Here is a 15192-nt window from a genome sequence, read left to right on the forward strand (position 1 = left end):
GGGTTCTCCTAGTCGTTGACGGGACGGACGATGGCGGTCGCGCCGTTGATCGCGCTCACGGCGACCGGAGCGCCCTGCGGGATCGGCACGGGGGTGGCGGAGCGCGCGGTCCAGGTGTCGCCGTTGGCGAGCTTGACCTGGCCGGAGATCTGCGTGATGTCGTGCAGCGCGATGCCCCGCAGGTCGACGAGAGCATCGACGTTGGATTTGGTCGGATCCTCGCCGCGCCGAAGACGCTTGAGCAGCGGCGGACGCAGGAAGAGGATGAACAGTGCGGCGGCTGCCGCCGCGATGATCACCTGCAACCACACCGGGACACCGATGAGATCGGTGACCAGACCGACGACGCTGCCGAAGCTCAGCATGAGGAAGGTGAAATCCAGCGAGAGCATCTCGATGACGAGGAAGACGGCGATCAGAACCAGCCAGCCGATCCACGCCCATTGGTCGATGAACGTGACGAACGTCGCGAAGTTGTCCATGCGGCCTCCTTTGTGGTCAACGTATCACGCGGGGGCCGACGGATCAGGGCGCCACAGCGCGCGCTTGGTAGGGTGTGAGGGCCGTGCGATCACGGCTTTTTCACGCATCATGAGGAGTCACCGTGACCGACGTTCTTCCCGCAGGATCCCTCGACGGCAAGGTCGCTCTTGTCACCGGTTCATCTCGTGGCATCGGCGCCGACACCGTGCGGTACCTCGCCGAGGCCGGCGCCGATGTCGTCATCAACTTCCGCAACAAGGCACCACGTGCAGAGAAGCTCGCCGCACAGCTGCGCGAGCTCGGTCGTCGTGCGCTCGTCGTCGGGGCCGACCTGACCGACCCGGTATCCGTCGCCGAGATGTTCGACGCGATCCGCGCCGAGTACGGTCGGCTGGACGTACTGGTGCTCAACGCCTCCGGCGGCATGGAGTCCGGCATGGCGGAGGACTACGCGCTCACGCTGAACCGCGACGCACAGCTCAACGTGCTGAACGCGGCGACGTCGCTTCTCGGTGAAGGCGCGCGCGTCGTGTTCGTCACCAGCCACCAGGCGCACTTCATCCGCACCACGCCCACCATGCCGGAGTACGAGCCGGTGGCGCTCTCGAAGCGCGCGGGTGAGGATGCGCTCCGCGAGCTGATCCCCGGCCTGGCCGAGAAGGGGATCGGGTTCACGGTCGTGTCCGGCGACATGATCGAGGGCACGATCACCGCGACCCTGCTGGAGCGCGCGAACCCGGGCGCGATCGCCGAGCGCCGGGAGTCCGCCGGGAAGCTCTACAACGTCTCGGAGTTCGCGGCAGAGGTCGCCAAGGCCGCCGTCGACCCCGTGCCCGCAGACAACACGCGTCTCGTCGGCGACGTGAGCGCCTTCGCGGCCGAATAGCGCACCCCAACGAAACGGCCCCGTCCTGCATCGTGCAGGACGGGGCCGTTCTCGTAGGAGACGGTGAGTGTCAGCTCGCCGCTCCGCCCTGCACGGCGGAGACGTACTCCTTCTCATCGCGACCGAGCGTGATGGCACGCACGATCTGGATGATTCCGAGCACGACAAGCGAGATGCCGAGCAGCAGCCAGAAGGCGAAGCCGGCGATGAGCGGCGAGAAAAGCACGATGATTCCCGCGACGATGCTCAGGATCGCGTAGAGAACGGTCCAGACCCGCGATCCGTCGCTGCCCAGCAGCGTGAGGGCGACGATCCCGTCGACGATCCAGCTCACACCGATGAAGATCACGACGACGAAGGCGAGCGTCGCTGCGGCGGCGTTCAGGTTGAAGAACGCGATCACACCGGCGACGATGTAGAGCAGGCCGAGGACGATGTGGCCCACACGCGCCCACCCTCCCTTCGCGCTCGAGAAGATGCCGAGGCCGACGTACACCAGACCGGCGATGATGAGGTAGGAGGCGAAGATCGCGGTCACGATGACTGCGGACTTCACCGGCCAGACGAGGAGGACGATTCCGGCGATCAGCGCGAGCACGCCGGCGACGGCCAGCGTGACACGGATCGACTTGAACAACGACTTGGCCTCCGTGAGTGGTTCAGACATGGTGGGGACCCCTTTCTGAGAAGATCCTGTGAGGATGCATCCTCAGGGTAGCGCTCCGACGGTCCGGAGCGGGGGAGAAGCTTCCTTCCGCGTTTCGTTCCGTCATGCCGCGACTTCGGGCGACATGACAAGATCGAGTCGTGGCCGCCGTCGACGAAGTCCGCCTTCGTGAACTCACCGTGATGAGAAGAGTCAGGGACCGCATCGACCGGGAGTACGCCAGGCCGCTCGATGTGGAGGCGCTCGCGCGCGCGGTGCACATGTCATCCGGGCATCTGAGCCGCCAGTTCCGCGAGGCTTACGGCGAATCTCCCTACTCGTACCTGATGACACGACGGATCGAGCGTGCGATGGCGCTTCTTCGGCGCGGAGACCTGACGGTGACCGAGGTGTGCTTCGAAGTGGGATGCTCCTCGCTCGGCACGTTCAGCACGAGATTCTCCGAGCTGGTCGGTGTCCCACCCAGCGTGTACCGTGATCGCGCCACCAACGTCGAGGGGATTCCCTCATTCCAGGCGAAACAGGTGACCAGACCGATCAGGAATCGAGAAGCGCCGCGCACCGATGCGCACCTAACGTGAACACCATGAACATCAGCATCCACTACGCATTCCTTCCGCACACCGACGCCGAAGCGGCCCTCGCCTTCTATCGCGACGCCCTCGGGTTCGAGGTGCGCAACGACGTCGGGTACGACGGCCTGCGGTGGCTCACGGTCGGACCGGAAGGCCAGCCGCAGACATCGATCGTGCTGCATCCGCCGGCGACCGACCCCGGGATCACAGACGCCGAGCGCCAGACGATCCTCGAGCTGATCGCGAAGGGCAGCTACGCGGCTCTCACGCTCGCGAGCGATGACGTCGACGCTCTCTTCGAGCGACTCGTCGAGCGCGGTGCCGACGTCATCCAAGAGCCGATCGACCAGCCGTACGGTGTTCGCGACTGCGCATTCCGCGATCCTGCAGGCAACCTGCTCCGTATCAACCAGGCCGCCTGATCCCTCCACCGACCGACGAAAGACGCCGATGACCACAGACGAGCACCCCGCAGACACCCACGACCTGATCCGCGTGCAGGGCGCGCGAGAGAACAACCTGAAAGACGTCAGCGTCGACATCCCGAAGCGCCGCCTGACCGTGTTCACCGGTGTCTCCGGCTCCGGGAAGAGCTCGCTCGTCTTCGACACGATCGCGGCCGAGTCGCGGCGCATGATCGACGAGACCTACAGCGCGTTCGTGCAGGGATTCATGCCCTCTGTGCCTCGCCCCGACGTCGACATACTCGAGGGTCTGACCACGGCGATCATCGTCGACCAGGAGCGTCTCGGCGCCAACCCGCGCTCAACAGTCGGCACCGTCACCGACGCCAACGCGATGCTCCGCATCCTGTTCAGCAAGCTCGGGCAGCCCTACATCGGTGGACCCACCGCGTTCTCCTTCAACATCCCCACGCAGAAGGCCAGCGGCGTGATGACGGGACCAGGCGGCGAGAAGAAGATCGTGAAGGATGCGATCTACCTGGGCGGAATGTGTCCGCGATGCGAAGGCAGGGGAGCGGTGTCCGATCTCGACCTCGCCCAGATCGTGGACGAGACCAAGTCACTCGACGAAGGCGCCATCATGGTCCCCGGGTACACCGCAGACGGGTGGATGGTGAAGGGCTTCTCGCAGTCGGGCTTCTACCCCGGGGACAAGCCGATCTCGCAGTTCACCGACAAGCAGCGCCACCTCTTCCTCTACGGCGAGGTCACGAAGGTGAAGATCTCCGGCATCAACATGACCTACGAGGGTCTCATCCCGAAGATCACCAAGTCGATGCTGTCGAAGGATCTCGACGCGCTGCAGCCGCACATCCGTGCCTTCGTCGAGCGCGTGGCCACGTTCGCTGTCTGCCCGGAGTGCGACGGAACCCGGCTCACCGAAGGCGCGCGCTCGTCGAAGATCGAGGGCGTGAGCATCGCCGACGCGTGCCGTATGCAGGTCACCGACTTGGCCGCCTGGGTGCGAGGGCTCGATCTTCCCGGCGCCGGCCCGCTGCTGCAGGCGCTCAGCGCCAATTTGGATGCGTTCGTCACGCTGGGGCTGGGCTACCTCAGCTTGGAGCGACCGTCCGGCACGCTGTCCGGGGGAGAGGCCCAGCGCATCAAGATGTTGCGACACCTCGGATCCTCACTCACCGACATCACCTATGTGTTCGACGAGCCCACGATCGGATTGCACCCGCACGACATCCAGCGCATGAACGGCCTTCTGCTCCAGCTGCGCGACAAGGGCAACACCGTCCTGGTCGTCGAGCACAAACCCGAGACCATCATGATCGGCGACCACGTCGTCGATCTGGGGCCGGGCGCGGGAAGCGCCGGCGGCGAGATCTGCTTCGAGGGCTCGGTCGAGGGCCTGAAGGCCAGCGGAACGAGGACCGGAGATCATCTCGAGGACAGGGCGCAGCTGAAAGACGCGGTGCGTTCCGGAACCGGGGCGATCGAGGTGCGCGGGGCGACGGCGAACAACTTGCAAGACGTGGATGTCGATATCCCGACAGGCGTGCTCACCGTCGTGACAGGCGTGGCAGGTTCGGGGAAGAGTTCACTCATCCACGGGTCGGTGTCGAAGCGGGAGGGTGTCGTCGCGATCGACCAGGCAGCCATCAAGGGCTCCCGGCGGAGTAACCCGGCGACCTACACAGGACTTCTCGAGCCTATCCGCAAGGCGTTCGCGAAGGCCAACGGCGTCAAGCCGGCTCTGTTCAGCGCGAACTCCGAAGGTGCCTGCCCCTCATGCAAGGGCGCGGGTGTCATCATCACCGAGCTCGGCTTCATGGACACGATCGAGACCCCGTGCGAGGACTGCGGAGGCAAGCGCTTCCAGGCAGGAGTCCTGGAGTACAAGCTCGCGGGCAAGGACATCACCGAGGTGCTCGATCTGCCGGTCTCCGAGGCCCGGATCTTCTTCAGCGACGGAGAGGCCAAGCTTCCCGCTGCCACGGCGATCCTCGGTCGGATGGAAGACGTGGGCTTGGGGTATCTGTCGCTCGGGCAGCCGCTCTCGACGCTGTCGGGCGGCGAACGTCAACGCATCAAGCTCGCGATCCAGATGGGGGAGAAGGGCGACGTCTACGTGCTCGACGAGCCCACGACAGGGCTGCATCTCGCGGACGTCGACAAGATCCTCGGCCTGCTGGACCGACTGGTCGACGCCGGGAAGACGGTCATCGTGATCGAACACCATCAAGCGGTCATGGCTCATGCGGACTGGATCATCGACATCGGACCCGGAGCCGGGCATGACGGCGGGAAAGTCGTCTTCGAGGGAACCCCGAACGATTTGGTATCCCAAAAATCGACCCTGACGGGGGAGCACCTCGCGGACTACGTAGGCGCTTGAGGCGGGCGGCACACGCGCCGCCCATCCTCGACGCTCAGCGCTCGTCGGCGAATTCACCTCCGTCGCGGCGGGTGTTGATCCTGTAGACCTCGTCGAAGTCGCCCGCGACGACAGCACGCGCGTAGAGGACATCGGTCTGCACCCACGTGGCCTTCACCCCCAGCCGTTCGGTGATTTCTCCGGCGGCCTGCAGCGCCTACGGCGAGAAGTCGACATCGGTGACGGTCGCCCCGGCACGAGCCCGAGATACCGTGTCTGTGCCGACGTGGCATTGCAGGTGCCATAGTTCGCGCCCGGACAGACGGCCTGAGGGAAGGGACGACCTCATCACCGCGAAATCGTCACGCACGATCGAGCTGAGGTGATCCGTGTCGTCGAAGGCGTCGAGTCCCTACGCCTTTTCGTTCGCGTGCCGAGCAGATTCCCCGTCGATGTCGATGTTGCTTCCGTTCACGCTGCGAGCCTATCGATCACCGCCCTCCAGCCGAGAGGGCTGGCATACGCCCGCATGCGGCTCGTGTCGGTGGTCCACCGGCACTGGTGAACGTCCTCGATCACTGGCTCCCTATGCGCGCGGCGCGACGGAGCCGGACAGCACCCACGAATCCGAGAGCCAGGAATGCCGTCGCGATCAGGAGTGCCCAGCGTGTGCCGTCAGTGAAGCCGGCGGCCAGCGCGTCGATGGCACTCTGCGTCTGCGCACCGAGATCGCTGGCTTGCCCCTCGGCACGAAGTTGGGAGATCGTCGTTCCGGCCGTTGCACGGGTGGATTCGGCCAGCGCGTCAGCGGTGGCATCCTTGAGTCCCGCTTTTTCGAGAGCAGCAGGGAGGGTGACCGCCAACGCGATGGAAAGAGCCGCCCCTGCGATCGCTGTGCCGAGGGCCGAGCCGACCTGCCTGACCGTACTCTGGGTCGCGGAGCCCTGACCCGAGATCTCCACCGGGATGTCGCGAAGCACCGTTCCCGTGAGCTGCGCCGATGCGAGTCCCAGACCGAGCCCGTACACGACGAGCGGAATAGCGACTATCCACGCCGAAGACGTCGCCTGGATGAGGAGGGCGACCGCCAGCACCCCGATCACCTCCAGGCCCAGTCCGATGAGGACCGTTCCCGGGGATCCGAACCGTGCGGCGAGGTGGCGAGCAGCCGCGCCGGAGAAGAACGCGCCGATCGCCATCGCGGCGAGGACCAGCCCTGCTCCCATCACGTCGAGCCCAAGCGCGTTGACCAAGTACAGGGGCAGCACGAAGATGATCGCGAACTCGCCGACCGCGACCATGGCGGCGGTCAGGTTGCCCCACGAGAACGTCGAGAAGCTGAAGAGCTCGAGGTCCAGGATCGCGGCGCGGTGAACCTTCTGCCGGTGCCGTTCCCAGAAGACGAACAGGGTCAGCGCGACGGCAGCGACCGCGAATGCGACCGGCACTGCCGACACAGGTGCAGTGTGCGGCCAGATCCAGCCGAACACCGTCAGGTCCTGCTTCGGCGCCCACCATCCCAGACTCGGGCCCTCGATGACGGCGAAGACGAGAGCACCGAATCCGATCGCGCTCAGCAGGGCGCCGTCGACATCCGCACCGCGTCGCATCTTCGCGCCCTTGGTGTCGTCGACGGTGAACAGTGCCGCGAGGAAGATCGCGGCGCCGATGGGGATGTTCACGAGGAAGATCCAGTGCCACGACGCCCATTGCGTGAGCGCACCCCCGGCGAGAGGACCGACGGCAGCAGCCCCCGAAATGACCGCCCCCCAGATTCCGAACGCCGCCGCCCGGTACTTTCCTCGGAAGACGGCGTTGACGGTGGAGAGAGTCGACGGCATGATCAGGGCGGCCCCGACGGCCTGGATCGCACGGGATCCGATCAGGAGACCGGCTGAGTCCGAGGAGGCGGCCAGCAGGCTGCCGGTGACGAAGACGACGAGCCCCGCGAGGAAGAGCTTCTTACGCCCCCACCTGTCGGCGAGATTGCCGGTGGAGAGCAGGAGCGCCGCCAGGATCACGGCGTAGAGACTGTTCACCCACTGGGCATCGGTGAGGTCGAGGTGCAGGTCCTCGATGATCGTCGGCAGCGCCACGCCGACGATCGTGCCATCGAGCACGATCACCCCCAGTCCGATGGAGAGCACCACGAGGCCGAGCCACTCCCGTCTCGTCGGCGGGGTCTCCGTGGTTTCGATCGACATTGGTCAGCCTTTCAGCGGGGGAGGGTGGGGGAGGACAACGGAAGAGCGCTACGGCTCGAGGGCGTGCGCGGACGCGCGACAGTCGGTCGACGATATCCGCGTGCGATTGGCGGTGCACGACCATGGGCGTGGTGTCTGGGCCGGGGGAGAAGCGCGCCCTGTGGAGCCCTCCACGTCGGTGCGAATTCGACGGACGAACGCCCCAACACGGCCTCGGAACCGTATCCCCGTCGGTACCGGGTGATATTCCCCCCCTTCTCCAGGGAGGATAGCTACCGCGCCGACACTCGACAATGATTAAACGATTATGCTGGAGGGGTGCCCGAGTCCTACACGCAGCGCGTCCGCATCAGAGACGTCGCTCTCGCCGCCGGCGTTTCGTCGGCTACCGTCTCCCACGTCTACAGCGGAAGAGGGAGGGTGTCCGAGCGCACACGCGTCCGCGTGAAAGCGATCGGGGATCGCCTGGGCTACCAGCCGAATCAGACGGGTCAGGCACTACGCCTCGGGCGAACGAACGTCGTCGCTGTCGTCGCGAGTTTCCGGGATCCGCGCATCGCAGAAGCGTCGTTCATGCCGTACTTTCGCAACGTCCTCGCTGGCGCGGTACTGGAGGCGGGCGCGGCGGGCCTGGCGGTCACGGCCGGCCGCGCGGGAGCCGATGGACAGATCGCGACCACTTTGTCGTACGACGGGATCATCGTGGTCGATCCCATGCCCAGCGATCCCGTCCTGGAGCGGGCGATGAGCGACGGAAGACCGGTCGTCGCGGTCGGAGGATATGACGAAAGACCAACGGCTCGGATCCAGCGCATTCGGCTGGCGATACGCGATGCGCTGCCGGAGTACCTCGACGAGATCTCGGGCAGCGCGAAGGATCTCCGGCCGTCGATCTTCGTCGGACCACGGCTGGATCACTTCACCAACGACGCGATCGCCGGTTATCAGCGGTGGTGCGCGCGACGGGGAATCACGCCGCAGGGAGGGGCGCTGGAGCCGGGGGAGTCGTTGGATGATGCGGCGATGCGAATCCTCTCGGGCGTGCTGCCGCCCACGGTGGTGCACTGCATGAATGAGTCCTTCAGCGCGGCGGTCCTCCGCGCGGCCGAACGATTGAGGCTTGACGTGCCGGGCCAGCTGCGCGTGACGACGGTCGGCGATCCGTGCGGATTAGGCGCCCAGAACGGCGTCGACTACTTCGCCACCGACCCGTTCCACAACGGCTCTCTGGCGGCGAAAGCCATGGCAGAGCTCGTCGATGGCGGCGCCCCCGCCGATATCCTCCTCGAACTGCCCCGAGTAGCGGTTCCTCCTTCTCCCTCCTTGTACAGACTTGCGTGATCGTCGAGGACGTCTTACCTTGTTTCCCATCGACCAAGGTAGTGATTAACCGATTTCGCACATCGGTCGCCCGTGCTGCCGCGATGAACTGAAGCAAGGAGACGACGTGACCGATCACGAGACCCCCAACCCCGCGACACCGATGTTCACGAGGCCGGCCGAGGCCACCGGCGCCGCACGTCATGTCATCCCCGCCGGCGAGTCGCTTCCGGACACGGCGAAGCAGATCGTGGAGGACGAGACGATCCTCGACGGGAACGCGCGACTGAACCTCGCGACGTTCGTGAGCACGTGGATGGACGACGATGCGAAGCAGGTCTACGCGGCGTCGTTCGACAAGAACATGATCGACAAGGACGAGTATCCGCAGACGGCGGCGATCGAAGACAACTGCTGGCACATGCTGGCCAACCTCTGGAATGCCCCGGATGCGGAGAAGAGCATCGGCACGTCGACGATCGGATCGTCGGAGGCGTGCATGCTGGGTGGCCTCGCGTTCAAGAGGCGGTGGCAGCAGGCGAGGCGTGCGGCAGGGAAGGACACCTCGAGCCCGAACCTCGTGATGTCGTCTGCTGTGCAGGTGTGCTGGGAGAAGTTCTGCAACTACTTCGACGTCGAACCGCGGTACGTGCCGATCAGCGCGGAGCACAAGACCCTCGACGGGCACGACCTGGCGAAGTACGTCGATGAGAACACGATCGGCGTCGTCGCGATCATGGGGGTCACCTACACCGGAATGTACGAACCGGTGGCCGAGATCGCCGCGGCTCTGGATGAGATCCAGAAAAGCACCGGCCTCGACATCCCGATCCATGTCGACGGGGCGTCCGGGGCAATGATCGCACCGTTCCTGCAACCGGACCTGGTCTGGGACTTCCGTCTCGAGCGGGTGCATTCGATCAGCACGTCCGGGCACAAGTACGGTCTCGTCTACCCGGGGCTCGGTTGGGTGGTCTGGCGCGACGCGCAGTGGCTGCCGGAGGATCTGGTGTTCCAGGTCAGCTATCTCGGTGGCGAGATGCCCACGTTCGCCCTGAACTTCTCTCGGCCGGGTGCACAGGTGGTGCTGCAGTACTACCTGTTCCTGCGCTTGGGCTTCGAGGGGTACCGTGCCGTGCAGCAGGCGTCCCAGGACGTCGCGAAGTACCTGTCCGCGGGTATCGCGAAGCTCGACGCGTTCGAGCTCTGGAACGACGGAAGCGATATCCCGGTGTTCGCCTGGCGTCTCAAGGATGGACACACGAAGAACTGGACGCTCTACCATCTGCAGGATCGACTGCGGATGAAGGGCTGGCTGATTCCGGCGTATCCCATGCCCGCCGACCTCGAGCAGATCACGGTGCAGCGCATCGTCGTCCGCAACGGGCTGAGTATGGATCTCGCCGAGGAGCTGCTGCGGGCCATCGAGACCGAGGTCGCCTACCTCGACGCTCTGGAGTCGCCGATGCCGACCGAGAAGCCCCAGTCGGCCTTCCACCACTGAAAGACGCCGCCATGTCCTCGTCCAAGAGTTCCGCCGCGTCTCCGGCACCGACCGAGCCCTCTTCGGCCGCATCGAATCATCCGCTCGCGCCGCGTTCGGCGGTGACGAAGTTCCTGGGTGTGGGTCAACTCGCCCTCCTCACCCTGGTCGTCGTCGCCAGCCTGCGGTCGCTCCCGGCGATGGCCGTGTTCGGCCTCGGGAGCATCACCCTGTACATCATCCCGGCGATTCTCTTCCTCGTCCCGACGGCACTGGTGGCCGCCGAACTCGCGACGGGATGGAAGGGAGGCGTCTACATCTGGATCCGAGAGGCGATGGGCAATCGCTGGGGGTTCACCGCCGTATGGCTGCAGTGGATCCAGAACGTGGTGTGGTACCCCACCCAGCTCGCCTTCATCGCCGGCGCGCTCGCGTTCGTCTTCTTCGACCCCTCGCTGTCGAGCTCCGGCTTCTTCACCGCCGTGGTCATCCTGGTGCTCTACTGGGGATCCACCCTCATCGCATTGCGGGGAGGCAACCTCTTCGCCAAGCTCGGCTCCTGGGGTGGCATCCTCGGAACGCTGCTTCCCGCGGCGCTCCTCATCGTATTCGGGGCGATCTGGGTGTTCGGCGGCGAGAAGAGCCAGGTCCCGCTCACGCCCGACGCCGTCATTCCCCCCTTCACCGGCATCGCATCGATCGTGCTGATCGTGTCGAACTTCCTCGCCTACGCCGGCATGGAAGTGAACGCCGTCCACGTGAACCAGATGAAGAACCCGGGGAAGGGGTTCCCGCGATCCATCTTCATCTCCGCGGTCCTCATCCTCATCGTGTTCATCCTGCCCACGATCGCGATCGCCGTAGCGGTGCCGCAGAAGGAGCTGGGCCTGACCAACGGCATCATGCTCGCCTTCCAGGAGTACTTCTCGCACTGGGGTATCGGTCAGTGGGCGACTGCGGCGGTATCCGCGCTGATCGCAGCCGGTGCTCTGGCATCGGTGATCACCTGGATCGTGGGCCCGTCCAAGGGCGTGCTCGCCGCGGCGGAGACGGGCCTGCTGCCCCCGCTGCTGCAGAAGAAGAACAAAGCAGGAGTGCAGTCCGGAATCCTGATGCTCCAAGGCACCATCGTCACCGCTCTGGCTGCGATCTTCATCATCGTCCCCAATGTCAGTGCGGCGTTCGTCGCCCTGATCGACATGGCCGCAGCCCTTTACCTGATCATGTACATGATGATGTTCGCCTCGGCGATGGTCCTCCGGCGGACGCAGGCGAATGTGAAACGGGCCTATCGCGTTCCTGCGATCAACTTCGTAGCCGGTATCGGCTTCCTCGCGAGCCTCGCGGCGTTCGCGTTCGCCTTCATCCCTCCGGAAGGCTTCACGGCGTTCCCGCCGGCCCTGTACCCCTGGATCGTCGCGGCAGTGATCGTCGTGCTCGGCGCGCCGCCGCTCATCTTCTACGCGATTCGCAAACCTTCTTGGGACATGCGCAGCGAAGCGGAGAAGAACGTGCACGGGACCCACGAAGAGGACGAAAGCGCTCCGGCTTAGCCGGGGTCGCGTAATTCCGGAGAAGACAACGGAATCGAAGGGACGGGTGACCGACGTTCATCTCTCACCGACACGGGGATCATCGATCACGTCTCGAACGTGACCTGATCGCCCTGGACACACGCACCGGCGAGAGTGCGAAGTGCGGAACGACCCGTGCTCTCCTCTGTCGCTCACCATCCTGATCAATATCCGATAATGCACATTATGTCAGTTCGAGAAGATCCGATCACTCCCCGTTCTCGAAGATCTGCTGGGCACGGCGCACGATGTCGTCGATGCGAGACTGCAGGAACGGTCCCGGACACTCCGTCCCCGACCAGGTTTCGCGGTGAGTGATGACGTGCTCGCGATCGATCGTGAAAGACACCGGCACGCCGTCCAGACTCTTGCCGTCGAAGGTCGCCAGCCACGCGATCATCTGCGCGAGCTCTTCCAGCTGCCCGGCCGTCACCGCGTACTCAGGCGCCCCAGTGGCATTGAGGGTCTCCACCGCCACGGACCGCCAGTTCCAGTCAGCACCCGTTGCGGACGGTTTCGCGCCGGGACGGATCAGCTCGATGACCGACCCGTCGTTGCGCAGATAGAAGGTCGGCGCGGAAGATCGCCTGTTGCAGCGCGAGAGGAAGTCCAATTGATCCGCTGTCGTGCCGGTGTGATGGACGACGAACCGATCGATGATCGGGGTCACCGCGTGACTGTCGCTCCCCGCGGTGTCACGAAGAGCTCGGACGGTGGGATTGGCGCAGTCCGCGAACCCCAGAGGCGCTTCAAGGCCCCTCACCGCGCGCTCGTAGACGGCGTCGTACTCCGGAAGCGCCCTCGGGTTGTCCCGAGCCCGGTTCGTCGCCACAGTATCGGGCGCCCCCGCGGTCGTCGCGAGCCACACCCCCGCCGCGGTCACCGCGACACCCGTCCCCGCAGCGAGGAGAAAGCGCCGACGGGTGTGTGCCGAAGGTTCATCGACGGGGTCGGGCGGCAGGGAGTGCGACATCCGCCTATTCAACACGCGCCCGCCGGGAACGGGGTGATGGACACAGCTCCACGGAACCGCCCCTCCCCCGTGCGATGATCGGTGCGTGCACCCAGCCACCCACGAGCCGCCCGGCTATGCGTGTCCGTTCTGCAGGTTCCAACAGGGTCTGTTCGACGAACTCAGCGTGCCGTCCGACGTGGTCGCCGTCACCGACCGCGCATTCGCCCGGATCGCGCCGAAGTGGTGGCCGGGGAACCCCGGAGCGGTCCTCGTCATCCCGCGGACGCACGTGGAGAACATCTACGACCTCTCACCGGAGGACGGCTTCGCGGTGTGGGATCTGACGCAGAGGGTGGCGATCGGCATCCGGTCATCCTACGGATGCGAGGGGACGTCGGTCCGGCAGCACAATGAGCCCGCAGGAGACCAGGACGTCTGGCACCTGCACGTGCATGTGTTCCCGCGCTATCCGGACGATCGGCTGTACCAATGACACGGTGACGCGGAGTGGGTGGATCCCGACCGTCGCGCGACATTCGCATCCAGGCTCAGGGCCGCGCTGGGGATGCCGTTCGTGCTCGATTGATCGCCCGCCTCGACCCGCCGGGCAGGCGCTGCAAGGATGGGTCGATGACTCCGACGGGCAGTGACTCCACGCGTCTCGTCGTTCTGCGCGGCGATGCCGCATCGGGGAAGACGACGACGGCGACAGCACTGCGGCCGGAACTCGGTCAACGGGTGGCTGTCATCTCTCAAGACCACTTCCGCCGCGAACTGCTGCACGACCCCGATCGGTTGAGACGCTCCCGGACAGCGAGCATCCTGATCGTCGGCGCCGCTCGGCAGGCGCTGGACCTCGGATACGACGTCATCCTCGACGGGATCTTCAATCTGCGCGACTATGCCGACGCCTTCGAGAGCTTGTACCGTGACCACCGCGGAATCACCGTCATCTACCAGTTCGACGTCGGCCTCGACGAGACGATTCGGCGCCATGCCGGTAGACCGCTCGCGAACGCCTTCGGGGAGGACGAGATCCGCCGTTGGCACGACGGGTGGCAACCACTCCCCTGGTTCGATGAGCGACGGGTCGGCCCGGAGACGACCACGGATCAACTCGTGACGATGATCCTCGAAGATCTCGGCCGCCGCATCGTCGACTAACCCGGTTCGTCAGCCGCGGGCTCAGCGATCGGCCACGGTGAGCGGAGCCGGCTGTACACGAGCATGTCTTGGCGCTCATCGCCGATCTTCTGCCACGAACGGAGCAACCCTTCGCGCGCGTAGCCCGCCCTCTCAGCCGTCCGGAGTGAGGGCACATTGGTCGGGTCGATGTGCAGCTGCAGACGATGCAGATCGGCGAAGTTCCACGCCCATTCCGTGAGCGTTCGCAACGCGCTGAGTGCGTATCCCTGACCGCGTCGCGTGGGCCGGATCCAATAGCCGACGGTGGCTCGGCCTTGGTCCCGATCACGAAGCCACAGCCCGATCTGCCCCACACACTCTTCGTTCGCCTCGACCGCGAACGAATAGCCCCTACCCGTCGCTGCCCGTTGGTGCTGCCGCGCCAACCACTCGCCCGCGAGTCCGGAATCAGGGACGACGGGAACGGTGGTGACATCGGTGATCGAACGATCGAAGGATGCCTCCAATACGGCATCGATGTCAGATTCCTCGAAAGGTCGGAGAACGACCGCGGGTCCCTGTACCCGCGGAACGCTGAGTGCCGAGGTGCACGCGATCGGTGCCCTGTGCAGATCGACCAGGTCACGGCGGTAAGTGATCATGGGCTCGCCGCCGAGGGGGTGCGGGACCGGCTCCGAGACCGCCGCGAACCCCTCCGCTTCGTAGAGCCGGATGGCGGCGTTCCCGCGCCGCACGGCCAGCTCGAGGCTGGAGAACCCGGCATCCGTCGAGTACCGAATCGCATCGCGCAGCAGGGCTCGACCATGTCCCTGCCCGGCAGATGACGGCAGCACGGCGATCCGCTCCAACACGGCCGTCGTCTCATCGTGTGTCTTCGGCGTGGTGAGAGCGAAACCCGCCAGAGGCTGGCCCGTGAGCGCGAACCGAAGGACAGGGCCATCGAACAGCTTTCGCATGCGTTCGGCGACGACGCGAGCGTCGACGTCCCCGTCCCGGTGCCGGAGCGCATGAATCCAGACGTCCACGCATCTGTCGATGTCCTCGGGGATGTCGCCCACCACGATGTCCGTCATACCGGCAATCGTCGCACGCGCGTGAGACCGGCGAAGCCG

The 15192-nt window shown here is 65.5% G+C and carries 14 protein-coding genes; 9 read left to right on the top strand and 5 right to left on the bottom strand.

Translation table 11 applies throughout. The features are described 5' to 3' along the window. Positions 1–8 precede the first annotated feature (8 nt). On the bottom strand, positions 9–482 hold the full coding sequence (locus tag ACFVWL_RS15690; protein ID WP_387184644.1) for an NfeD family protein: 474 nt from the start codon (positions 480–482) through the stop codon (positions 9–11). 122 nt (positions 483–604) lie between these two features. Between ACFVWL_RS15690 and ACFVWL_RS15695 the strand changes: the two genes are divergently transcribed. After that, on the top strand, positions 605–1369 hold the full coding sequence (locus tag ACFVWL_RS15695; protein WP_387184647.1) for an SDR family oxidoreductase: 765 nt from the start codon (positions 605–607) through the stop codon (positions 1367–1369). A 70-nt stretch (positions 1370–1439) separates the two neighbouring features. On the opposite strand, the gene ACFVWL_RS15700 is transcribed toward ACFVWL_RS15695, so the two are convergent. Next, a complete protein-coding gene (locus ACFVWL_RS15700) occupies positions 1440–2036 on the bottom strand; it encodes an HdeD family acid-resistance protein (RefSeq protein ID WP_387184650.1) in 597 nt (198 codons plus the stop codon). Positions 2037–2218: 182 nt separating this feature from the next. Between ACFVWL_RS15700 and ACFVWL_RS15705 the strand changes: the two genes are divergently transcribed. Genes ACFVWL_RS15705 through ACFVWL_RS15715 form a run of 3 tightly spaced genes read left to right on the top strand, consistent with a single transcriptional unit; the run spans position 2219 to position 5419 of the window. Beyond that, the gene (locus ACFVWL_RS15705) at positions 2219–2617 is read left to right on the top strand and encodes a helix-turn-helix transcriptional regulator (protein WP_387185328.1); all 399 of its coding nucleotides are present in this window, start codon (positions 2219–2221) and stop codon (positions 2615–2617) included. A gap of 5 nt (positions 2618–2622) precedes the next feature. After that, the gene (locus ACFVWL_RS15710; RefSeq protein ID WP_387184653.1) at positions 2623–3033 is read left to right on the top strand and encodes a VOC family protein; all 411 of its coding nucleotides are present in this window, start codon (positions 2623–2625) and stop codon (positions 3031–3033) included. A 28-nt stretch (positions 3034–3061) separates the two neighbouring features. After that, on the top strand, positions 3062–5419 hold the full coding sequence (locus tag ACFVWL_RS15715; RefSeq protein WP_387184656.1) for an ATP-binding cassette domain-containing protein: 2358 nt from the start codon (positions 3062–3064) through the stop codon (positions 5417–5419). Positions 5420–5973: 554 nt separating this feature from the next. Here the strand turns inward: ACFVWL_RS15715 and ACFVWL_RS15720 are convergent. Beyond that, entirely contained in the window at positions 5974–7602 is a 1629-nt protein-coding gene (locus ACFVWL_RS15720) for a DHA2 family efflux MFS transporter permease subunit (RefSeq protein WP_387184658.1), read from the bottom strand. Positions 7603–7920: 318 nt separating this feature from the next. Between ACFVWL_RS15720 and ACFVWL_RS15725 the strand changes: the two genes are divergently transcribed. The 3 genes from ACFVWL_RS15725 (at position 7921) to ACFVWL_RS15735 (ending at position 11958) form a co-directional block, all read left to right on the top strand. Beyond that, the gene (locus tag ACFVWL_RS15725) at positions 7921–8943 is read left to right on the top strand and encodes a LacI family DNA-binding transcriptional regulator (protein ID WP_387184661.1); all 1023 of its coding nucleotides are present in this window, start codon (positions 7921–7923) and stop codon (positions 8941–8943) included. A 142-nt stretch (positions 8944–9085) separates the two neighbouring features. Beyond that, the gene (locus ACFVWL_RS15730; RefSeq protein WP_387185330.1) at positions 9086–10426 is read left to right on the top strand and encodes a glutamate decarboxylase; all 1341 of its coding nucleotides are present in this window, start codon (positions 9086–9088) and stop codon (positions 10424–10426) included. 11 nt (positions 10427–10437) lie between these two features. Next, positions 10438–11958 (top strand): amino acid permease, encoded by a 1521-nt coding sequence (locus ACFVWL_RS15735; protein ID WP_387184664.1) that lies wholly within the window; start codon positions 10438–10440, stop codon positions 11956–11958. 229 nt (positions 11959–12187) lie between these two features. Here the strand turns inward: ACFVWL_RS15735 and ACFVWL_RS15740 are convergent, their stop codons facing one another. Next, positions 12188–12649, bottom strand: a complete 462-nt coding sequence (locus tag ACFVWL_RS15740; protein ID WP_387184667.1) for a peptidoglycan recognition family protein — start codon at positions 12647–12649, stop codon at positions 12188–12190. Between the two features lie 388 nt (positions 12650–13037). Here ACFVWL_RS15740 and ACFVWL_RS15745 point away from each other — a divergent pair, with 388 nt between their 5' ends. Then, positions 13038–13427 carry an HIT family protein gene (locus ACFVWL_RS15745; protein ID WP_387184669.1) on the top strand — a complete coding sequence of 130 codons (390 nt, stop codon included), beginning with the start codon at positions 13038–13040 and terminating at the stop codon, positions 13425–13427. A 137-nt stretch (positions 13428–13564) separates the two neighbouring features. Then, on the top strand, positions 13565–14098 hold the full coding sequence (locus tag ACFVWL_RS15750; RefSeq protein WP_387184672.1) for an AAA family ATPase: 534 nt from the start codon (positions 13565–13567) through the stop codon (positions 14096–14098). On the opposite strand, the gene ACFVWL_RS15755 is transcribed toward ACFVWL_RS15750, so the two are convergent. After that, on the bottom strand, positions 14095–15153 hold the full coding sequence (locus ACFVWL_RS15755) for a GNAT family N-acetyltransferase (protein ID WP_387184675.1): 1059 nt from the start codon (positions 15151–15153) through the stop codon (positions 14095–14097). The genes ACFVWL_RS15750 and ACFVWL_RS15755 overlap by 4 nt on opposite strands. Positions 15154–15192: the final 39 nt, after the last annotated feature.

Source organism: Microbacterium sp. NPDC058269, from assembly GCF_042881445.1.
Taxonomy (GTDB): domain Bacteria; phylum Actinomycetota; class Actinomycetes; order Actinomycetales; family Microbacteriaceae; genus Microbacterium.